Raw genomic sequence first — 22,888 nt, forward strand, 5'->3', positions numbered from 1 at the left:
CAGCCTCCTCCGATTTATTTGATCCCTGAAAATGTAATTCCCCGAATAAACGATTTCTGCACAAAGAAGTACAGCACAATAATCGGAACTGTCACCATCATCGAGGTCGCCATCAGCATCTGCCATTCTACGCCGTGCTGGGTACGGAACGCGGCCAATCCGAGCATAACCGTATATTTGGTATCATCCGACAAGTAAATGAGCGGACCGATATAATCCGACCAGCTGCCCATGAACTGGAATAAAGCTACAGTCAGCAAGGCAGGCCGGCAGAGCGGAAGCATGATCCTCAGATAAATCAACAGTTCGTTAGCGCCGTCGATTCTCGCGGCATCCTCCAGCTCTTTGGGAAGTCCCCGAAAAAATTGCGTTAACAGGAAGATGAGGAACGGCGAGCCGAAAAAGGCCGGAACCCACAGAGGCAAATACGTATCTACCCAGCCAATCTCTTTAAAAAAGATAAAGATAGGAATCATCGTCACCTGAAAAGGGAGCATCATGACACCCAAGGTGAGCGCAAACAGGAGCTTGGAACCTCTCCATTGGAACCGCGCCATGCTATATGCGACCATAGGACACGAGAACAAGATCCCGGCTGTTGCCAGTAAAGCTACTTTGACTGTATTCCATAAATAGGAGAAAAAAGGGATGTACTCCAAGGCGTCTGTATAATTTCTCCATTCGAAGGCGCCCGGAATGAGCTTGGGCGGCCAATCGAACAGCTCGCTGTTCGGCTTCACCGAGATCGAGATCATGAACAGCAGCGGAGCCGCAAAGAATAATGCCGCGATGATCAAAACGATATGTGCTGCTGAGCGCTGCAGCAGCTTGTTACTACTCCAGGAATTCATGCTACCTCTCCTTCCGCTTGCTTATGCCGTTATTCTTTTCCCTGGTAATAAACCCATTTCTTCTGTGTTGCAAAAATCAGGGCGGTCAGTCCTACCACCAGCAGGAACAGGATCCACGCCATCGCGGAGGCATACCCCATTTTCAAATATCCGAAACCGTTCCGGTATAAGTGCATGACATAGAACATCATGGAATTTGCAGGGGTTCCTTGCCCGCCAGTAAGCACCTGTGGCAGAATAAAGTTTTGAAGCGCGCCGATCGTCCCCATAACCAGGTTAAAGAATATAACAGGCGTGAGCAGGGGCAATGTAATATGCCTCAATCTTTGAAACACCGAGGCACCGTCCACATCCGCAGCATCGTAATAATCCTGAGGGATATCCTGCAGACCGGCAAGATAAATCACGATCGATTGGCCAATGCCCCACAACGAAATGAGAATCAGGGAAATTTTCGAGAACCTTTCGTCACCCAGCCAGGAAGGACCTGAAATTCCCGCCAGATCGAGCAAATAGTTAATGACTCCGAACTGCGGGTTCAGCAGCCACATCCAGATGATGACAGAAGCGATTAACGGCACCAGACTGGGAATAAAAAATAACGTTCTGTAAATTCCCTGGCCGCGGATATTCAAATTTAACAACAGCGCAAGTGCGACTCCGGCAATAATGCTCACCGGCACAAAAATGGCAGTATAGTAAAGAGTATTGTATATACTGACCCAGAAGATATCGTCCTGCAGCAAAGCACGGTAATTCTCTAAACCGACCCAGGTTCCTGATTCTAATATGCTGTAATTCGTAAAACTGTAATAAAGCGAGGCCAGCAGCGGAAATGCATTAAACAGCAGCAATCCGATAATCCAAGGCATGGCAAACAAAAACCCGTACAGTTTAATTTTATTTTCATATGCGTTCCACGCCTTCTTCCGAGGTATCGGGATATAGGCTTCATTCGTTACAGCATGGCGATTCGCCAACGACCTTTGCTGATCCGGCATTCATAAGTCTCCTTTCGGCCGTTCTGCCCGATAAAAAGGCGGCACCTCATCACAAGTACCGCCCGCTTTCCCGTGCACACTTCATTATTGTGTTTTCAGCTTCGCCAGTTCCGCATCTACATTCTTCTTCACATCATCCAGCAGCTGCTGCGGGTTCCCCTTGTTATTCAGCGCTAAATCCTGAACCCGGAACATTTCGTTCCACAAAAATCCGCTTACAGGGGATACCGGTCTCGTAAAGGAAGTCTGCATCATATTCACGAACACGCTCATGTTCGGTTTGGTGGTCATACCGAGTTCTTCATTGGCAGCAGGCAGACAAGTGATGTCGAATTGAGCATTCGGACGTTTCGCCCAAGCTAATACGCCTTCTTTACCTGCAACATACTTGATGAACTCCCATGCCTCATCGCGGTGTTTTGCGCCTTTTGGCATAATATAGGACCATCCGCCCGCCCAAGTGATCGACGGATAACCTTCCGGTGCAGGCATCGGCGCTACGCCCCACTCAAAGTCAGCTTTGTACTTCTCGATATCGTTCAGCAGCCAGTTACCGTCGAAGATAAAGCCGACTTTACCGGAAATGAACGGATTTTGGCCGGACTGGCCTGCCGCATCGGAGAATGCGTTCATCGTTGCCGTGTCATATTTCTTGGAATAACCCACCATCCACTCCAGCGCTTTCACAATGCGGGGATCGTTTGGCGTAAGCTGGCCGTCTTTCTCCCATTGGCCGCCGAAATTCCAGCCTTGCGTAAACAGATAGCCCTGCCCCATCCAAGGGATGAACCCGACTTGCTCGAACTTGCCGTTTTTGCCTTTCACAAACATAGCTTCCGCCATACGGTCTAGTTCTTCGATCGTTTTTGGAGGCTGTTCAGGGTCAAGGCCCGCCTTTTTCATCAAAGTCTTGTTATAGTACATTCCGCGGTTATCCGTATTCCAAGGCATCGCATAAACGCGGTCTTTATAATTCACTTCTTTCCAAACGCTAGGGTAATAGTCTTCCGGTTTCACCCCGTCCTTGGCAATGAGGTCCGTCAAGTCTTCCAGTGAACCTTTTTCCGCCCAGGAGCCGACCATGAACCGGTCAAACAATGCCACATCCGGCGCTTTTCCGCCGGCAACGGCTGTCAGAAGCTTGTCGGAGGCCTGTGTATTGCCCGAGTTCTCCACAAACGTCATTTTCACTTTAATGTTCGGGTGAGACGCCTCAAACGGTTCTACTACAAACTTTTTGAAATCTTTCTGAAAGTCGCCGCTCCATGGGAACCAGAAGTTGATGGTCACCGGGCCGGCATCGGATTTGTCCGTGCCTGCGTCAGCATTGTTTGCCTGATTATTAGCAGACAGTTCCCCTGAATTTCCTTCTTTGCCGCCATTATTCCCGCCGCTGCACCCGGACAAGATGGATACAAAGAGCAGCACCATAACGGCCGTCCACTTCCACGCTCTGTTTGCTGGCATAACGATCGTCCCCTTCATTGTGTAAATGATGTTGTCAGGCGTCCCTGATAAGTAAATTGTAAGCGTTCCCGAAGGGAAGCGTAAGGAGAGCGGTTTGAGGTTTAGTGGTGTATTTTTACTTCTTTAGCGGAATGATCATCCGGACCAGCGTCCCTGCTCCGGGTCTGCTCTTGATCGTTAGTCCGTATTCGGGTCCGTAGGTGATATGGATTTGTGCGCTTATGTTCCTCAGGGCAAAATAATGCTCTCCCGCCGTCTCCTTCTGTGCAAGCATTTCCTGCAGCCTTGCCAATTCTTCCTCTGCAATCCCTGCGCCGTCATCTTCCACTTCAAAGCACAAAAGCCCTTCCTGCCTCAAAAACCGTACCCGCAGGCTGCCGCTGCCCTCTTTCTTTTCCAGCCCGTGATAAATGGCATTTTCAATGAGCGGCTGGAAAATATATTTCAGCACCCGGTACTCGTAGAGGCTCTCCTCTATTTCGAGGGAAAACGTAAATTTATCACGGTAACGCACCATTTGTATGGACAAATAGCTTTCCAGCAGCTCCTTAATTTCAGACAGGGACACCTCATCCCGTCCTTCATTCAAGCTCAAACGGAGATATCGGGACAGTCCGAACACCATCGTACTAATTTCATCCACCTTGCGGATCCTTGCGATCCAATGAACGGAATCCAGGGTGTTATATAGAAAGTGAGCGTTGATTTGCGAGCCGAGCATTTTCATCTGCAGTTCCTTTTGCAGCCATTTCTGAACGTAAACCTCGTTAATCTGTTCCTTAAGCTCCATGACCATCGCATTAAAGTGCGTATATAAAATGCCGAATTCATCTTTCCTCCTATGGGAAATCAGGGAATTCAGGTCCCCTTCCCTCGCTTTGCGCATCGCCCGGATCATAATGTAGAGAGGCTTGTGAGCCTGGCGCGCTACAAAAAAGCCGAGAGCAACAGCTATAGCCCCAAACCCGGCTGCAATCACAGTCATAAATATCCCGATTTCCGCTGAATCCTTCATGTACTCTTCTGCACGGATCAAGCCGACCAGTGTCCACGGATAGTCTTGAAACCGATCGAACACCACCAGTTCTTCCCTCCCGCCGACGGTCTGTTTGAAGCTACCCGTACGATCCGACAGCGCTTGCGCACTCACCTGCAATGGCTTTGCGCTTCCGCTGGCCATCCTGTCCGCTACCACGCTGGAATCTTCATTCTCGATAAGAAATGTCTCCCCTGTGTGGTTAAAGTCCAGTTCCTCCAAAATACCTCTTATCTGCTCCGGATCTACCTCGTAAAGCATAACTCCGATAATTTCATTCCGGTTCGCCAAATTTTTGATCGCCTTGCCAAAGCAGAACAACGGACGGTCCGGATCCTGGTCCGCGATATAACGGATATTGGAGCGCCTGATCCCGAAATAAACCGTTTGCCCGTCCGCCTCTTGGATTTGCTTGTACCAAGCTTCCTCACGGTAAGTGTTAGGAAAGTTGTTATACACGAAAAACTGGTTATTCGGAGAATACCTGTATGACGTGTCCTGATCGCTCAGTAAATATATATTCACCGTGTCGTTATTGGCATTGATTAAATTGGAGAGAAACCGGTTGTTCCTAAGCGTAACCTCCGATTTCTCCACACCGTCGGCGTAGTGGTTGAGCAGTTGTTTCTGTACTTCCTGATTGCTGAAAATGAGCCAAGCTCTATTCTCGTATTCATTGACAATCATCTCTAGCCTTTTGCGCGTCTGTTCTACAGACTGTCTGGCCACCCCGCCGATTTTCGAGTTCATCATGTCGGCCGAGCGGATATAAGACAAGTAACCCATGACGCCAATGACCAGCACCATCGATAGAAAATAGAAGGCGAATACTTTTAACCCTACCGATCTCCATTTCAAAAAACCAGGCGATGTCATTCGCTGCCCTCCTAATTTCCATAATCCCTATATTGAGCTGGCGTAATGCCTTCTGTTTCCTTAAATGTTTTCGCAAAATGGCGGAAGTCCTTGTAACCTACCCGGTCAGCAATTTCGTAAACCTTCAGCGGCGTATTTTTCAGCAGTTCTTTGGCACGCCTCATTCTTACACGTACAATGTACTTGCTGAATGTCTCCCCGGTTTCCTCATGAAACAGGCGGCTGAGATAGGAGGGGTTGAGATATAACAGATCGGCCGTGTCCTGAAGAGTGATGCTCCGGTTATAATTCTCCTCGATAAACTGGAGCGCCTTTTCAATCGGTCTGCGGGCAGCAGAAGGGCGTTCCCGCTGTACAGGAAGGAACACGGAGAGAAAGGCTTCTTTCCAGCCAGCTAATGTACATTGCATCAGTGTAAGCTTATCAAATACAGATTCTGCCGCTGAAACTGACCTCTGCTGCCGTTCTTCCCACGTAAAAAGCAGACCTTGCAGCTGATAATTCACCTCGCGCCGGATCCGCAGAGTTTCGGCTGTTCCTTGAATCGCTAACAGGCGCCTGATCACCTCTTCGGCCAACTCTTGCAGCTTGTCCTTGTCGCCGGTAGCCGAAGCATGCAGCACCCTTGCTCCCCAGGTGGAGTCTACAACGGGCATCAGCGCAGGCTTATCGACCGTAACACCGCTCAGTGCAGGGACCGACGTTTCATCTTTCATGGAAATGAACAAGCTGCCTTCACCGCTGTAAAAGGATTCGGCACATAATGTTAGCGCTTTCTGGAATGTTCCAAAAAGAGTCTCCTCCGTCTGGCATGAACGAATGGCTATACTTATCGGCATATTCAAATAGTGCCCGGCAGCTTGAACCAACCTGCCGGCCGCCAAAGCGATTTCTTCTTCTGAAGGCCCTGCCTCTGCATAAGACAGCACCAGAGCCACATCCGGCTGCCCTTCCATCTGCAGCGGACAGGAGAATACCTGAAGCCCCGCTTCTCCCAGCAGTTCCTCCGCCATGTTCCCTAAAGCATACCGCAGTAAGTTCATGTCGCTGAGTCCATTCGAACGGCCGGCCTTCCAATGGTGGACTATGATAGATGCAGCGTACAGATTCCCTGTATGTAACTGAAGCTGAAGCTGTTCTGCGCCTCTCTTCCATTCCTCCGCCCTTACTGGCGTCGTTAAACAGCGCTCGATAAACTTCTGCCTGGCCAGAGGCAGGCTTTCCCGAATACAGCCGTTCATGGATTCAAGCTGAAAGACCGATTCCTGTTCTTTGCGGATCTCCTTCACGCAGCGTTCCATGATATCCATTAGGACCGGCTCCTCGATCGGCTTCAGCATGTAATCGAACGCCCCGAGCTTCACTGCCTTCTGCGCGTAGCCGAATTCACTGAACCCGCTGATAAAAATCACCTTCGCCTTGCTCCCTGTGTTTCTAAGTTCTTCAATGAATTGCAGGCCGTCCAGCCCAGGCATCTTAATATCCGTGATAATGATATCCGGCTCGAAGGCACTGGAAATACGGAGCGCTTCGGCCCCGGTAGCCGCTTCTTTTACTTCCGAAATACCTAGGACGATCCAGTCGATCGTTTCCGTCAGCCCCTGCCTCACCCAAAGTTCGTCGTCGGCAATTAACAGCTTCAGCATCGCTTGTCCTCCTTTTTTAGCTAGCGTACCATAAAAAAAGTGCCCGGCACATGACCTGTTGGTCATGGCCGGGCACCTTCCCAAACCGTTGTACAGCTATATCCGCTCCACACCGCTATGCGTCATCGCTACCGGCCGGATCGTTCCGTCCGGGTTGAAATGCATCCTGTCGATACAGAGTACCCTGTGATGAATATTCGTTTCTCCCAGCGGCCGGCGGTGGTAGGTGATGTACCACTCATCCTTCCCAGGAACTTGAAGGAAGCTGTGATGTCCTGCTGAAGTAGCAATGTTCTCATCCTGTTTCAGGATCACGCTCAGCCTCTTAAACGGCCCGAACGGGGTGTCCGACATGCTGTATCCGACGGAATATCCCGGGCCGCCCCAATCTCCTTCGGCCCACATGAAGTAATAAACGCCGTTCCGTTTCAGCATGCAAGGACCTTCCACGTAGCCGTCAGGCGTAACCTCCTTGTAGACGCTGCCGTCCTCGAACGGCACGATGCTGGTCATGTCCGCACCGAGCTTAACGAGATTGCAGTGCCTCCAACCGCCGTAGTACAAATAGTACGTTCCGTCATCATCCCGGAACACATGCGGGTCGATCGGTTGCGCTCCGTTATGGAACCTGTCAATGAGCGGCTTGCCCAGCGCATCGCGGAACGGGCCTTCCGGCCGATCCGCTACGGCTACGCCGATGCCGCCCAGCTCGTTGTCGTTTTGAATGTCATTCGCGCTGAAGTATAAGTAATACTTCCCATTCGCATCGATCGGCGATGGCGCCCATAAGGCATGCGTGAACCAGCTTATCACGTCACCGTCCAGGATTCGCTCTGTTTTGTCCCAATCCGCAAGGTTCGTTGAACTGAACGCATCCAGATGGCGCTGCTCTTCGTAAGGTGCAGACCAAGTTGGATAAATCCAATACTTCCCTTCAAAAAAACGGCTTTCCGGATCGGCGTAATATCCTTCTGCTATGGGGTTTCCCGAAGTTTTTCTGTTCATAATGCCTCCTACTGAATTAGGGCTGGAAACAGTCTTTATTGCACAGGGAAGACGTCAATGGCGTCGATTTCGGCATAATTCGTATCCCTCGTGAAACGCACCTTGTTCGTCCCTGCATTTAAGTATACTTTGGCTGTTGCATTCGTCCAATTCTGCCAGCCGGAATATACTACGTAGAACGTACTTCCCGTACCCCCGTTTATTGAAAGTTTAAAAGTAGCCATCGGTTGACCCGATGTACCGTTCGCTGTTCTTGCAGCAACAACATAGTTGCCTGCTGCAGGCGCTTGCACGGTAAACTCGACGTAACTGCCGGCGGCGTCGATATGCCCCGCTTTACTTCCGTTGGAAGCCGTGGTGTCCGACGAAGCGTAAGCGCCTCCGGACATGAAAGCAGACTCTCCTTCATAACGGTCATGCTGGGCCTCTCCGGACGGAAGCGTGATAGGAGTGTTAGGACTCGCAGGCGAACCGAGATAAGGAGTGTTGTCTGTATTCCAAGTGAATTTTTGTGCGCGTACAGAACGGGTCCACCCTGCGCCGTCCCAGCGTGCGCCATGATAAATAATCCAGTCCTCGTTGCCGTCTTTGGACTTCGTAAAGCTGTGGTGCCCGGGGCCGTAAATTCCGTTGGCGCTGGAGAAAATCGGCGTGGAACGCTTTGTCCAGGAAGACGCCGACAGCAAATCACTGCTTGTGCTTGCCGTAATCAATCCAAGGCAATATCCGTTCGTCCAGCTGCCGCTGGCGGAGTACACCAGACTGATCGTTCCATTGCGAACGATCACTTGCGGCCCTTCGTTTACCGTCGGATAAGTATTGGTTTCCCAGCTGTACTGCGGAGTTGCAATTTTGGTTCTGGCGGAATCAATTGTCCAAGGATTGCTCATATGAGCAATGTATAGATTCTGCTGGCCGTCGGTATCCCCTTCCCAGCCGGACCACAGGAAGTACAAGTTGCCGCCGTTATTCAGCACTGTCCCGTCAATCGCCCATTTATTGGTGCTGTCGGTAATCTGCCCTTTGTCCGTCCAAGTTCCGGTGAAAGGGTCTGCCGAACTGTTTTCCAACACATACATTCTATGATTCACATTATTTCCATTGTCTTTGGCGTAATAAATGTACCATTTATTATTGATCCAGTGAAGCTCGGGAGCCCATATGCCGCAGCATCCGGACATGACCTGCTTCTGTTCGCCCGCATCCACACCGCTGATCGTTTTGGATCTCCACAAAGTAACCCCATCACCCGTGGTCTTGGTAAAGTAATAATAGCCATCGGTGTGTTTATACATCCAAGGGTCTGCACCGTCCTGCATGATTACATTGTAAAAATTGTTTACCGCTGCCTGGGCGGTCCCTACCGGAATCAAGGTGAGCAGCAAGGCCGACAGGAGAATCCATTTGAGCGTTTTTGCACGAAACGACTTTACACTTAGCATGTAACAATTCCTCCTCAATAAATTGTAGAAGCCCATTGCTAATTCAAGTCTATCTAAGGTGTCAAAAACCTTCCGGCATCACCCCTCTCAAAAGCCCCGCCCCGAAATGCTACCCGATCGTCAGCAGAAACGTCTTGACTTCGTATGGTTTGATATCAAAAGATATCGACTTTCCTGTCCGCATCTCCCCCGACCCGCGTTCGAGTAAATCGCATTCCTGCCAGCTTTGAACGGAGAAATCCGCCGTAATCTCAACAGGCCCGCTCTGTCCCGTATATTCATGTACCCGTACAATCAGGGAAGAACCGTCCTCTTCCATCTTTAATGCATCCAACATCACATTAGGCTGTGAAATGGTCACAAAGGATTTCTCGGCCGGACGATCCGCCGCCTTTCCGGGCAGGACGGTAAGAGGCTGGTTCAAATCCCAGGCCGCCGGAACAGTGCTGCCTTGGGCCCAGTCGCCCTGATGTGGATACAGGGAATAAGTAAACTCATGTAAACCTTGATCCGCTTGGGGGTCTGGCCATACAGCCGACTTAATCAGCGTCAGCGTCATAATATGATCTTTCACGGCATGCCCGTATTTACAATCGTTCAGGATACTTACGCCGTACCCTCTTTCTGAAAGATCCGCCCATTGGTGAGCTGCCGTCTCAAAGCGCGCCATATCCCAGCTTGTATTCCAATGGGTCGGGCGCTTCACGTTTCCGTACTGAATATCGTAAGTAGCCTCGGTGGCTCTGATGTTCACAGGGAAAGATACCTTCAGCAGCTGATTCTGTTCGTGCCAATGCACTTTGGTACGAAAATCGATACGCCTGTCTTCTGAGTAGAATACGATATCCTGCTCAATGGTCGAAGACTGGTATTGCCAGCTCATTCGGACAATCGCGAACAACGGACCTTCCGTTACAAGCTTTATCTCTAAAGAGCCGGTAACCTCCAACATTTTCTCCCTGTGATAGAGCTCAATATCCCAAGCGTCCCAGTCCAAAGGCTTATCTTCATATACTTGAAGTACGTTGCCTCTTTCCTCCGGCTTGAGCACTTCCCTGGCAGCCTGCTTATCGTAAATCCGGGTAAACTGCCCGCACTCATTCCAGCTCATTTCATAATAAGGAGTACTTATGCCTGTGGGCGTAAAGCGGAATGGAAGCTCCTTCGAAACCTGTACTGCTTTGCCGGCAGGATAAATCGTCTGATATCCCATCGGGGGTACTTCGGCCATCTTGATCCATACACCCTGTTTATCCGTTTGGCTGACAAGCAGCCGTCCTCGGGAATCGGTCCAGCGAGCGGAACTCTGCTCAGCGTCTGCACCCTGCAGCAAAGCCAGACCGTCCCGTTTCCACGAAACTGTATTAAAGACGGTATATGCCGGTTCCTCACTCGCCTGCAAAACTTCGGCGGCAGCCCCTATCGTTTCTCTTGCAATGGCGTCAGCTTCACTATACTCCTGCAAACTGTCCTTATAGACGTCTTGAATGGACGAACCTGGGATAATATCGTGAAACTGATTTCGCAGCAAGATCGTCCATCCTGCTTGAAGCCGCTTTTTAGGGTACATATCGAGGTTTTCCTGATGTATGCCCAACAAAATGTTCAGGATCTCCGATTCACGGAACAGCAGCTCAAGCTTGCGATTGGCTTTTTTGACGGCGGCTTGGCTTGTGTAGGTTCCCCGGTGCAGCTCCAGATATAGTTCTCCATCCCATGTATGTACATAAGCCTCTGTGTTTTCCACCGTCTGCCGGAGCTTATCGAAATAGACATCGGCTCTTCCTGTCTGGACGCGGGGAATGCCCGGCATCCGGTCCAGCCTGCGCCGCATCTCCAGCATATCCCTGTTCACGCCGCCTCCGCCGTCGCCGTATCCGTAACACATTAATAAATCCTGAGTGAGTTCCTTATCCCGGTATTGATCCCATATACCTTTGACAGTCTGCGCAGCCACAACGCCGTTATAGGTGTAAGAGGTTGCCGCAGTATTATCAACATCAGGCGTTGTTATGAAATGAGTCAGTATCTCTGTACCGTCGATGCCCCGCCACCGGAACGTATCATGCGGCATACGGTTATACTGGTTCCAGCTGATCTTGGTGGTCATGAACATCTCGATTCCCGATTTTTTCAGAATTTGGGGAAGCGCCCATGAGTATCCGAATACGTCAGGCAGCCATAAATAGGTGCACTCTACACCGAATTGATCGCGAAAAAACCGGGTACCGTACAGGATCTGGCGCACCAGAGATTCCCCTGACGGCAAGTTGCAGTCTGCCTCCAGCCACATCGCGCCACCCGCTTCCCAGCGTCCTTCCGCTGCCCGATCCTTGATCTGCTTGTAAATAGCAGGATGGTCTTCGCGGATATAATCGTACAGCTGAGACTGGGTTTGCAGGAATTGATATTCCGGATAATGCTCCATCAGCCTTAACACGGTAGAGAAAGATCTGGCGATCTTCTCCCGGGTATGCTTGAGCCGCCATAGCCAGGCTACATCAATATGCGTATGTCCTATGGCAAGCACGGTAACGGGGTGGTGCTTGCCGATCCTTTCTATCCCCTGATTCAGATGCGCAAGCGCTAAGGACAATGATGCATAAAACTGGTCCGATCCAGGGTGCCCCCAATCAATAAGCTGAAACGCCTTATTCAGCGCCTGCCTTATAAGCGGCTTCTCGGGTGCTTCATCCGTCAAAGCAGACAGTGTCTCCAATGCGGCTCTGCCGGTAAAATACAGATCGTCCGCCGCCGAATCCAACCAGCCGATCCGGGCTGCCTTAAACTGATGCACCATCTGGATCTGCTCCCGCTGCATGCCTTCCAGTCCTGACCAGACTTGGAACTCAAGCTGCTTCTCCTGCCCCGCAAACTCCGAAGGAAACAGCACTTCCCTATGAAAAGTATCCACCCCTTGGAAGGGCTCTCCGTCTACCAGCAGCAAGGACTCGAATCCTCCCGTCGTGCCGAAAGCCGTTTTCCCGAAATCGAACCATCCTATTATAGTCTTCCCGCGCCAGTCCTTAGGAAAAGAAAATCGCGCACTGAGACCCGCATAAACATCGCGCCCCCCCCATTGATCCCCTTGGCGCAGAACATCTTCCTGTTGTCCCAGCCGAAACTGAAAGCTTTCAATTTCGATCATATTTCTGTAACGGTAGGATGATAGTTCCCTTATTCGTGCTTTTAGTTTCTCTTCTGTCCAGAACATACCTATACTCCTTACTATGCTTGGTTTCTATTGGTTGCAGCCTGCTCAGCCTTTGGCAGCTCCCCCGAAACTGAATCCTTGCGACATGTACCGCTGCCCCATAGCATACAGCGCAACGATCGGCACCGTATAAAGAATGGAGAACGCCGCTAACTTCCCATATTCAACCATCCCGTATTGGCCAAAAAATTGAAATACAGTGACCGAAACAGGTACCTTATCGGGAGATTGAAGCAGCAGAAACGGAACTAAGAAATTCCCCCATGCTCCTGAAAACAACGTAATGCTTACCGCAAACAATCCTGGAAGCATCAGCGGGACCATAATTCTCGTCAGCGTTTGAAAAGCGGAAGCACCGTCCATCCAAGCGGCTTCTTCAAGCTCGTATGGAATCGAATCCATGAAATTTTTTAACATCCAAATCCCTACCGGCAAGGCCGTTGCTGCCATAAACACGGATGTCCACAACAGAGAATTATGCAGGTTAAAGTACACAAAGATCTGATATACAGGAATCATAACCGCCGACAACGGCAGCCCTGTTGCGAACAGAATCGTAAACAAGTACATGCGTTTCGTCTTGAATTGGTAACGGGAAAGGGGATAAGCGGCAAATCCCGCCAGCACAAGTACGATTAAGGTTGCCCCGATGGACAGCAGAAGTCCGTTTATAAACGCTCTTTGCTGTTCCTTGTTGCCGATAACATCCTTATAATGATCCAGTGTCAACGATCTCGGCGCCTGCAGGGACACCGTAGCATTGGAATCGACCGATGATAGAATGACCCACAGCAGGGGCAGCAAGAAAATAATAGCCAATAGGCCGAGTATCCCGTAAGCAAGAACCGGGTTAGATGACGATAACTTCAAATAAGCGTTGTTTTTCATAGTTCCTCCTGACTATTGCCTAGGTCATACTTTTACTCTGAGAATCCGGATATACAACAGACTGGCCACAATCCCTACTGACAACAGAATCAGAGCAATGGCGGTTCCATAGCCGATTTGATATCCTACAAAAGCTTGATGATACATATACAAAGGAAGCGTTTCGGTCTGTATGCCTGGGCCGCCTCCGGTCATGGCAAAAATCAGGGTGAACACGCCCAAGGTAGCTAATGTAATCAGTACCATATTCATTAAGATGGCGTTTTTGATCACCGGCAAGGTTACGCGGATCAGCATTTGAAAGCCTGAGGCACCGTCCATTTTGGCTGCTTCCTTGATATCTTTCGGAACGTCTCCGAGAGCCGCTTGAAATACCATCATGGAAAAAGCGGTACCGCGCCAGATATTGGCTACGATGACTGAAATCATAGGGAACGTGATGAGCCAAGCAATTGGCTTAATGCCGACGAAATCCATAATGCGGTTCAGCGTTCCTTCATCGCTAAAAAAGGCAAACCAGATAAATGCGCAGATCGTCTCCGGAACTACCCAGGCCGCAATAAGAATGATACCTACCGCGCTTCGGATAAACTTCGGCTTTTCGTCCATTAAATAAGCTGTTATAAATCCAAGCACCTGCTGCCCGACAATCGCCGAGAAGAACAGGAAGACCAAAGTGTTCAATAGGATAGCCCGAAAATTATCATCGGAGAACAGGAAAACAAAGTTATCGAATCCTACAAAGTCGTACTGTTTGGCATGCAGTCCGTTTAGAGTCTTATTTGTGAAGGCGTAGAAAAAAGTCATGGCTACCGGTACAAAAAAGAAAAAAATCATTAAAGCAGATGCCGGCAATAGGAAAAAGGAAGCTTTCACTGCCGTGTGCCGTTGAAGGCTGCTGTTTACGGTTTTTGACATGCTATGAATCCTCCGGGGCATTAAAATCATTAGTCCAGGAAGAAGTTTATCCCGGACTAATGTAATGAAAACATTATTTCTTGATGACCTTATCCTCGCCAACTAGACGAACGACATTCTTGGAAAATTGCTTCATCGCTTCCTCAGGCTTCATCTTACCTGCCGCCACTACTTCAACCATCTCTTGAATGTGAGTGGATACGGAAGGATATTCAGCGAAAGCAGGACGGAAATTCGTGTATTGAATAAATTCTGCCGCTCTGCCGACAACCATGCCCGGCGCATCTTTATACTCAGGGTCTTCCGCCAAATCCGTTCTAGGCGTTAGTGAAGCGTCGCCTAAACTCAAGAACTTATGGTTGTCGTAGTTCATAGCTGTCGTTACAAATTCGAATGCCAGATCTTTCTGCTGAGCTTTAGCTGGAACGGACAGCGCCCATCCGCCGGACATGGACGTAAAGCCTTTCCCTTGTCCTTGCTCGGTAGGCATGGCAGCCAGCTGATACACTTTCGTCATCTCAGGCCATGCAAGCGTTCCGCCTTCACGGAACGGGCCCGGCATCCAGTTGCCGTTAAGGACAATACCAACTTTCTCTTTGCGAAGCAGGTCTTTCTCCAGAATTTGCGGGGCTTGCGGAGTAAGGATCTGAGATAGTTTCGGCCCCAGCCCTTTAGAGAACATATTTTGGACAAATTGCAGAGATTTCACGATTCCCGGGCTTTCTACTACCCATTTGTTCTGATCGTAGTCATACAAAGTATCGTCGGTTCCATAAAGCAGCATTTCAAACGTCTGCATCGTAGTGCCTTCGCCTGTAGCTTTACCTGCGTTAGCCCAGAATGGAACTACATCCGGTCTGGCTGTCTTAATTTTGGCTGCGGCATCTAGAATCTCGTTCCAGTTCTTCGGCTGCCAAGGAACCGGAATGCCTGCTTCTTTAAAGATATTGGTGTTGTAATACAGTCCGCGGGTATCTGTATTGAACGGGACTCCATACAATTTACCGTCCGCGCCCTTCACAGCCTCATGTACTGCAGGGTTTATTTTGGACCAATCTTCCCATGCGGCAAGCTTATCGTCCAACGGGGATAAGTTGCCTGCCGCCACATCGGAGTTCACCAGGAACGTATCTTCCGTCAGTACATCCGGCGCAGTCTTCTCATCCATCATCATGAGAGAAAACTTAGTTTGAAAATCCTGGCCCGGTACAGGAATCAGTTCCACTGTAACCCCCGGATGCTTCTCTTCAAATTCTTTCTTCACCTTATTCATCCATTTGATCCAAATATGGTCTTCGCCCCACTTCACAAACGCCACTTTCACTGTTTTCGGCTCCGGTGCAGGTTCGCTGCCTCCATTGCCGTCTTTATTTGTGTTTGCTGCTGTGTTGCCGTTTCCGTTGCCGCTTGCGTTGTTAGAGTTGCTGCAAGCTGCCGTTGTAAAGATGAGCATAAGTGCTAAAGCCAGGGTAAATATGCCTTTCCAATTCTTCATCGAATATTTCCTCCCCCAAATGGATATAAGCGTTAATTTTTATGCTTGATGTATGTAGTTAACGCTTTCAATTGTCATTATAAATATTACATATTAAAGATGTCAATGTTATTTTTGATATAAATGATATAAATATAATGTTGTATATGATATTATGATTATGTCTTATCACATACCCTCACTTGCTCATTGCAGAAGGTTCCTATAAGATGTGGAATATATAGTCTGGAGCGTGAACCTATGAACAGTACTTCTGCCAAACCCATGTATGAAATCATCTACGACGATTTGAAGAAAAATATAGAAGAGGGCCATTATAAATCGGGAGAGAAAGTGCCGACCGAGAAGGAAGTGGCCGATCAATACCGGGTAAGCCGAATCACATCAAAGAAAGCCTATGATATGCTTGTGGCCCAGGGTTATATCTACCGGCATCCGGGACGGGGATCCTTCGTTCTTGATTCCTATTCCGCACAGCCGGCTTCCGAAGACAACAGGAATCATCCCCCGCGGAAACAAGGAGCGGTACTTCCAACTGTCATTGGATATATAACACCTGATTACGACGATTCCTATGGTCCGCGTTTGTTTTACGGGTTAGAGCGCAAGTCTGCAGAGACGGGGTGCTTCCTCACTGTACGAAGGTCCCTCGGTATTCGAGAAGAAGAAGAAGAGGCCATTCAGTTTCTGATGAATTCCGGGGTGGACGGTTTGGTCATCTGGCCCTCAAGCAACGACACCTATAACAATCAGATATTGAAACTAGTTGTGGAGAAGTTCCCTCTTGTGTTGGTAGATAGGCCGCTTAAGGGGTTGGACGCAGTCTCGGTATGCACGGATAACGCAGCGGCGGCCGTTAAGGCGACGAATTACCTTCTTGAGCTGGGACACGAGAAAATCGGATTCATCGCCCCTCCTACAGCCGTCACAACTGTAGTCGACGATCGGATTCAGGGTTATATCCAAAGTCATGCTGAGAACGGAATCATGGTGCAGAAAATTCTGGAACTGCCGGACACCACTTACTTCCATACGGACTCGCAAAAGAACGTCGAAGCAATCCGGTCCTACCTTTCAGAAACGAACCCGACCGCCGTCATCACAGCAGAATATAACATAGCTAATATGGCTGCCGTCGCAGCCGAATCGCTGGGTCTGCAAATCCCGCAAGATTTGTCCATCCTTTGCTTTGACCACCCGGCCTTTTCTTCGGAGCAACGCCGGTTTACACACATGCGCCAAAGAGAAGAAGAAATGGGAAAAAAGGCCTTTGAAACCCTCCTCCAGCTAATTCAAGGTAACGAAGCCTTATCGTCGTCTTATGAGGCCGATCTTGTTGTTGGGAACACTACAGCTAAAAGATCATAAAAGAGCAGCGCACAGGCGGAAAGCCTGTGCGCTGCTCTATATTCCATACTCCGGCTTGACTCCCGAAGCAATGAAAAAGCCATTCCGAATGGAATGGCTTTAATCCCTACAGTCCAACCGATACCCGGTATATGCGGGCTTCATAAGGCCTTAATCTAAGATCATCCTCTACCGGTTGAGAATAATTACAAGTAAGCATTTCTCCTAACTTTCCAGACAACGACCCGGGTAGCTCGAATTTGACGGACTGATCCGATATATTCAGCAGCACCAACCAACGTTCTTGTCCCAAAACCCGTAAGTAAGCGTAAATTTCCGGGTCTTGTTCCATCAATGGCTCATATGAACCATAAATCATAACTTCATTTTCTTTTCGCAGCCGAATCAGGTTTTGGTAATAGTAAAATATCGAATCCGGGTCGGCCAGCGCCTGTTCCGCGTTAATGCTCGTATAGTTCGGATTCATTCTGATCCAAGGAGTTCCTTGGGTAAAACCGGCCTGCTCCGACGTGTCCCACTGCATCGGTGTGCGGGAATTGTCTCTCGATAGATGGAGAAGTTCCTCGAACACCATTTGCGGATCGCGGCCTTTCTCCACCTCCTCTTTATATTTATTCTTCATAGCAATATCGTCGTAGTCATCAATCGACTCAAAACGCACGCCCGTCATCCCGATTTCTTCCCCTTGATAAATGTAAGGCATGCCAGGGAGCGTATGAAGCAATGTAGCAAAGCATTTAGCCGATTCGACCCTGTAGGTGCTGTCGTTGCCGAACCTGGTCACGAGTCTTGTATGATCATGGTTATTGAGAAACTGCGAATTCCACCCTTTTCCCCACATCCCGTCATACCATCTCTTCTGAATCTCTTTGAAACGGTGCATGTCCCAGTGCGGCATGTAGTCGCATACTTCAAAATGAAATAGGGTATCAAGTTCAGCCCGATCTTCCCCTACATAAAGAAGCCCGTCCTCAGGTGTGACAAAAGGAATTTCGCCTACGGTGAAAATATCATAATGTTTTAATACCTTTTCATTCATTTCTTGCAAATATTCATGTATACCCGGGTTGTTCCCTAAATAAGAGATGTTATCCGGTTGTTCCGCGTCAGGAAAGCCCTGCTGTTTAGCAAGCAGGTTGATGACATCCATACGAAATCCGTCAATGCCCTTGTCTAGCCAAAAGCGCATCATGTCATAAATTTCTTCCCGTACCTGTGGATTGTCCCAATTCAAGTCCGGTTGTTCCACCGCAAAGGAGTGGAAATACGATTCATCGGTACGCGGATCGTACTCCCACGTGGACGGAGTGAAGTAGGAGCGCCAATTGTTGGTTTCTTTCCGCCAAATATAATAGTCCCTCTTCGGGTTATCCTTGGAGGAACGTGATTCGATAAACCATGGATGCTGATCGGAGGTATGGTTCACAACAAGGTCCATGATCAGCTTCATTCCGCGGGCATGCACTTCCTTCAACAGCCGCTCGAAGGTATCCATTGTCCCTGCCTTCGGCATAATGGATCGGTAATCGGAGATGTCGTATCCATTATCCACGTCCGGCGAACCGTAGCATGGATTCAACCAAATGACATCAGCGCCTAATTCACGAATATAATCCAGCTTTTGGATGACACCTTCCAAATCTCCATATCCATCTCCGTCGGTGTCATAAAAGCTGCGCCAATACACCTGATAAACAACGGCTTCCTTCCACCATGTTTTTTTCATACGTTTATGCTCCCATTCCCATTATCAATTGATAACCGGTTGTATTTTCAATAATTTCAACGGTCGGACGATCCGAATCGATTGTCCGTGTCAGCTTAACCGATAAACGCCCTTCACCGACGCCGATATGCTCCGCTTTAAACTCGTTAAGTGTATCCGGCAGAAACGGATCAAGGGTAATGGTTTTGGTTAACGCATCCGGAACGAGTCCTAAAATCACTTGTAAAAAGACGATGGACGTACCCGCCGCCCACGCCTGCGGAGAGCAAGTGGTAGGATATGGTACAGGACTACCTAGAGCCGAATCATGGCCGCAAAACAATTCCGGCAAACGTTGGTATTCAAAGTAAGTAGATGTAGCAAGAAGTCCAGTCATAACCTCGGCTGCTTCACGGTTATAGCCCATTCGGCTTAAGCCTAACAATATCATCGCATTATCGTGCGGCCACACGCTGCCATTATGATAGCTCATCGGATAGTAACCGCTCGACTCCGTGCTCATCGTACGAATGCCATATCCGTTAAACATATCCGGTGCGGTCAGCCGTTTGACAAGATCGTCGGCACGTGCCGTATCGGGAAGCTCAGCCAGAAGCAAATGTCCAGGATTGGATGTAACAGAACGTACCTGGCGCTGTTCCTTATCCAGAGCGATTGCATAATATCGTTCGTCTTCCATCCAAAAGGCCCTTTCAAAATGAGCTTTGCCCGCCTCGGCTTCACGCTGCAATTTATCCGCTAATTCCTGTTTTCCAAGCCTCTCCATAATCGGAGCCAGCCCTTTTCGTGCTTGGTAAACGTAGCCTTGCACCTCAGAAAGTGCAATGGGAGTTGCGGCATACGCTCCCGTTTCATGCACGATCGAATTTGCGGAGTCTTTCCATCCTTGATTCGGAAAGCCTTTCTCCGCCTCCTGATGGTAAGTGAGGAACCCATTGCCCGCCTGATCGGCTGCATCGATCCATTCCAAAGCACGGATCACATTCGGCATTAACTCTTCCACAAGAGCAAGATCACCTGTCCAGCGTACATACTCTACAATCAACACAAGAAACAACGGAGTAGAATCTACAGAACCGTAGTACGGGGAAAATGGTGACTGGTTCGTATTCGCAAGTTCACCGAAACGGATTTCGTGCATAATTTTCCCCGGCTGCTCATCCCGCCACGCATCGTTTGCCGTTCCCTGATAGGCCGCCAGCGTGCGAAGCGTTCCTTTCACGCTGTCCGGATTGAGAGGAAGCATGAACAATGACGTGATCAGGCTATCCCGTCCGAATGGAACAGCGAACCATGGAAGCCCGGCCACCGGAATGTCGCCGTAGCCTACGTCGGTCATAAGCATCCGTAAATCCTGCACTCCGCGCCGGTATAATCCGTTGAAAATGCCGGAGTCCGTCGTAACGCTAGTGGCTGCTTTATACCATTCTTCGTAAGAGGCTTCCAGAAGCTGAAGCCCGTCCTCGAATGTTCTGGCACTCGTCTTACGTTGATCCTGCAATATAGGAGTAATAAAGAAGCATATTTGCTTCGTTTGCTTCGGCTCCAGCGCAACGGTGAAATGAATCTCCCCATTCAAATCCGCTGCCGTTTCCTTCTCGTCCCAGCGGATCAGTGTTTCTCGTTGAATGTTGTCCTTTCCTTCATAACGGATGGAAAGCTTTTGTTCGTTCAGTTCCCTGCCGCTTATATGGCCGACGTCACCCGTACGGTATTTCCGGACGATAAACATGTCCTGGAAATCAGCATCAAAGTGAACTGCGAAATCGAACCGTACCGCGTCAGGAAAATAATTTGTGAGCGACACCTTCTCATACAAGGTGCCGTCGTAGATATAACGTTCCCTGACAATTTCAATCGCGCCTGCATCTTTCTCCACCTTCATAAGCCGCATGGCAGCAAAATAGCTCTTGTCCGCATCTGAAGACAGCAGCGACGGTTTTTCTCCGTCGATATAAAGCTCCATACGGCTTAAAAAACGGGTATCGTTAGTATACAGGCCATGTCCTTTTTCATCGTTACCGGCTACATCGCCATTTAAATCTGTAAGATAAAATAACCCGCCTTCTTTTATGACACGGTAATCCATCCGCAGCCCTCATTCCTCTGTAAATTCATGTAGTCAAGCATTAGCTCATCCTTTGATACCGGCGCTGGATACGCCTTCGATATATTGTTTTTGGAAAATGAAGAAGAAGACCAAAATCGGAAGCGTGGTCAGCACTACACCTGCCATAATAAGCGGCGTGTTTTCGAAGAATGCGTCTTTTAGGCTGTTCAACCCGACAACGAGCACATATTTCTCCGGAATATTGATCAAAGTGCTCGGAATCAGGTAACTGTTCCACGTCCCTGCAAAAGCAAGAATCGACATCGTTATCAACGGCGATTTAGCGAGCGGATAAACAATGCGCCAGAAGGCACCCATTTTCGTCAGTCCGTCCATTCGGGCCGCTTCAATAAATTCACCCGGTACGGTAATGAAAAACTGCCTTAACATGAAAATATACAAACACTGATAAAGAAAAGGAACCGTCAAAGCCGTAAAGGTGTTCAACCACCCCAAGTGGGCTACATTGACGTATACCGGAATGAGGATCATCTGATATGGAACCATCATCGTTGCAACAACAATCCAGTAAACCATTTTCTTTCCTGTAAATTCCAATTTCGCAAGAGCAAACGCAGCCATCGGATTTATAATCAAATTTCCGAGAATAACCAAACCGGTTATAATCACGGTATTGAATAGCCATTTCGGAACATTATAGGCTTCATTGGTAAAAAACAGCGTGTAATTTTTAAACGTCAAATCCGATAATTCCGCAAACTTGTTGACGTCCTGCAAACTGACAAGCGACGTGTATATCGTGTACAAGAACGGAACGGCAAAGATAAATCCAAAAATGATAAGCAGTGCGTAAATTGCAATAGTAGAAACCCTTTTGTTAGCTGACATTCAACATCACCCCTTTTCATCCAGCAGTTTCTTCTGAAGAAACGTAATGATCATGATGATAAAGAAAAATAAGACGACGGCCGCACTACCGTAACCGATGTTTAAATAACGAATACCGTTTTGGTAGAAATAAGTTACGACTGTGCTCGTTGCGCCTGCCGGAGATCCCAGGGCGCCATATCTTGAAATCGCCGCAATTTGGTCGTAGATTTGAAAACCGAGTATCGTGGATACGGAAACGACAAAGAAGGTAATCGGCTTCAAATAAGGCACGGTAATATAACGGAACTGAGCCCATTTTGATGCTCCGTCGATTTGTCCCGCTTCATAAAGGTCTTTCGGGACTTCCTGAAGTGCCGATAAATACACGATCATGCTGAATCCGCTCTGTTGAAAAATGAACAGGATCGCAATGAACAATAAGGCATAATTTGTACTGGCATACCAGGTGACATTGTCAAAACCGAAAAAAGTAAAAAATTCAGTGACGAAAGTGCCTTGTTTGAACAGCGTCATAAATACGGTTGTCACCGCGATTTGCGAAGTGATATAGGGAATGAAAAAGATGGTTCTGAACAATCCCTTTCCTTTCACCTTCTGATTGACCAAAACCGCCATAAGCAAACCGAGGATCGTTTGAACCGGTACCGCAATTAAGACAATTTGCAAGGAGTGAAGAACCGCCCTGTAAAATTCCGAGTCCTGCAATATATTGATATAGTTTTGCAAACCTATAAACTTCGCTTCATCCAAATCAGCGAAATTCGCGTCCTGAAAGCTTCTGATAAAAGACTGTATAAAGGGATAGAAAAACCACCATACCCATAATATTAAAAAAGGTAAAGAGAACAACCAGCCGACAGCCCTATCCGAATCCGTGACGGAACGGAACCATGAATGCTTCTTTGCGCTATTTACGCTAACTTGTGCAATCTGTTTTTCATAGCCAGCCATTATATCCCTCCATTCTTATTGTAAAAACTCTCTGGAAAAAAG

16 protein-coding genes are annotated in these 22,888 nt (G+C 48.6%); 1 reads left to right on the forward strand and 15 read right to left on the reverse strand.

All coding sequences use genetic code 11. From position 1 onward, the window contains the following. Window positions 1–14: 14 nt before the first annotated feature. From ACFSUF_RS01930 to ACFSUF_RS01980, 11 genes are all read right to left on the reverse strand, one after another. Entirely contained in the window at window positions 15–851 is an 837-nt protein-coding gene (locus ACFSUF_RS01930) for a carbohydrate ABC transporter permease (RefSeq protein WP_377599563.1), read from the reverse strand. 29 nt (window positions 852–880) lie between these two features. Continuing rightward, window positions 881–1,852, reverse strand: coding sequence for a carbohydrate ABC transporter permease (locus ACFSUF_RS01935; RefSeq protein WP_377599565.1), 972 nt, complete (start codon window positions 1,850–1,852; stop codon window positions 881–883). Window positions 1,853–1,936: 84 nt separating this feature from the next. Continuing rightward, on the reverse strand, window positions 1,937–3,319 hold the full coding sequence (locus ACFSUF_RS01940) for an ABC transporter substrate-binding protein (protein WP_377599568.1): 1,383 nt from the start codon (window positions 3,317–3,319) through the stop codon (window positions 1,937–1,939). 115 nt (window positions 3,320–3,434) lie between these two features. Further along, window positions 3,435–5,231 (reverse strand): sensor histidine kinase, encoded by a 1,797-nt coding sequence (locus tag ACFSUF_RS01945; protein ID WP_377599570.1) that lies wholly within the window; start codon window positions 5,229–5,231, stop codon window positions 3,435–3,437. Between the two features lie 11 nt (window positions 5,232–5,242). Continuing rightward, window positions 5,243–6,877, reverse strand: coding sequence for a response regulator transcription factor (locus ACFSUF_RS01950; protein ID WP_377599572.1), 1,635 nt, complete (start codon window positions 6,875–6,877; stop codon window positions 5,243–5,245). Window positions 6,878–6,973: 96 nt separating this feature from the next. Next, window positions 6,974–7,882, reverse strand: coding sequence for a glycoside hydrolase family 43 protein (locus ACFSUF_RS01955; protein ID WP_377599574.1), 909 nt, complete (start codon window positions 7,880–7,882; stop codon window positions 6,974–6,976). 35 nt (window positions 7,883–7,917) lie between these two features. Beyond that, window positions 7,918–9,324, reverse strand: coding sequence for a family 43 glycosylhydrolase (locus ACFSUF_RS01960; RefSeq protein ID WP_377599576.1), 1,407 nt, complete (start codon window positions 9,322–9,324; stop codon window positions 7,918–7,920). Between the two features lie 109 nt (window positions 9,325–9,433). After that, window positions 9,434–12,538, reverse strand: a complete 3,105-nt coding sequence (locus ACFSUF_RS01965) for an alpha-mannosidase (protein ID WP_377599578.1) — start codon at window positions 12,536–12,538, stop codon at window positions 9,434–9,436. Between the two features lie 45 nt (window positions 12,539–12,583). Beyond that, a complete protein-coding gene (locus ACFSUF_RS01970) occupies window positions 12,584–13,426 on the reverse strand; it encodes a carbohydrate ABC transporter permease (RefSeq protein WP_377599580.1) in 843 nt (280 codons plus the stop codon). A gap of 24 nt (window positions 13,427–13,450) precedes the next feature. After that, on the reverse strand, window positions 13,451–14,344 hold the full coding sequence (locus tag ACFSUF_RS01975; protein ID WP_377599582.1) for a carbohydrate ABC transporter permease: 894 nt from the start codon (window positions 14,342–14,344) through the stop codon (window positions 13,451–13,453). 73 nt (window positions 14,345–14,417) lie between these two features. Next, window positions 14,418–15,839, reverse strand: a complete 1,422-nt coding sequence (locus ACFSUF_RS01980; RefSeq protein WP_377599584.1) for an extracellular solute-binding protein — start codon at window positions 15,837–15,839, stop codon at window positions 14,418–14,420. Window positions 15,840–16,079: 240 nt separating this feature from the next. On the opposite strand from ACFSUF_RS01980, the gene ACFSUF_RS01985 reads away from it, so the two are divergent. Then, on the forward strand, window positions 16,080–17,207 hold the full coding sequence (locus ACFSUF_RS01985; protein ID WP_377599586.1) for a GntR family transcriptional regulator: 1,128 nt from the start codon (window positions 16,080–16,082) through the stop codon (window positions 17,205–17,207). 106 nt (window positions 17,208–17,313) lie between these two features. Here the strand turns inward: ACFSUF_RS01985 and ACFSUF_RS01990 are convergent, their stop codons facing one another. The 4 genes from ACFSUF_RS01990 to ACFSUF_RS02005 are packed head-to-tail and all read right to left on the reverse strand — an operon-like array spanning window position 17,314 to window position 22,846. Continuing rightward, a complete protein-coding gene (locus tag ACFSUF_RS01990; protein WP_377599588.1) occupies window positions 17,314–18,933 on the reverse strand; it encodes a glycoside hydrolase family 13 protein in 1,620 nt (539 codons plus the stop codon). A 4-nt stretch (window positions 18,934–18,937) separates the two neighbouring features. Beyond that, the gene (locus ACFSUF_RS01995) at window positions 18,938–21,022 is read right to left on the reverse strand and encodes an amylo-alpha-1,6-glucosidase (protein WP_377599590.1); all 2,085 of its coding nucleotides are present in this window, start codon (window positions 21,020–21,022) and stop codon (window positions 18,938–18,940) included. 45 nt (window positions 21,023–21,067) lie between these two features. Then, the gene (locus ACFSUF_RS02000) at window positions 21,068–21,892 is read right to left on the reverse strand and encodes a carbohydrate ABC transporter permease (protein WP_377599592.1); all 825 of its coding nucleotides are present in this window, start codon (window positions 21,890–21,892) and stop codon (window positions 21,068–21,070) included. Between the two features lie 6 nt (window positions 21,893–21,898). After that, complete coding sequence (locus ACFSUF_RS02005; protein ID WP_377599594.1) at window positions 21,899–22,846, reverse strand: carbohydrate ABC transporter permease; 948 nt, start codon at window positions 22,844–22,846, stop codon at window positions 21,899–21,901. Between the last annotated feature and the right edge of the window lie 42 nt (window positions 22,847–22,888).

Source organism: Paenibacillus gansuensis (assembly GCF_042684925.1).
GTDB lineage: Bacteria > Bacillota > Bacilli > Paenibacillales > DY6 > Paenibacillus_N > Paenibacillus_N gansuensis.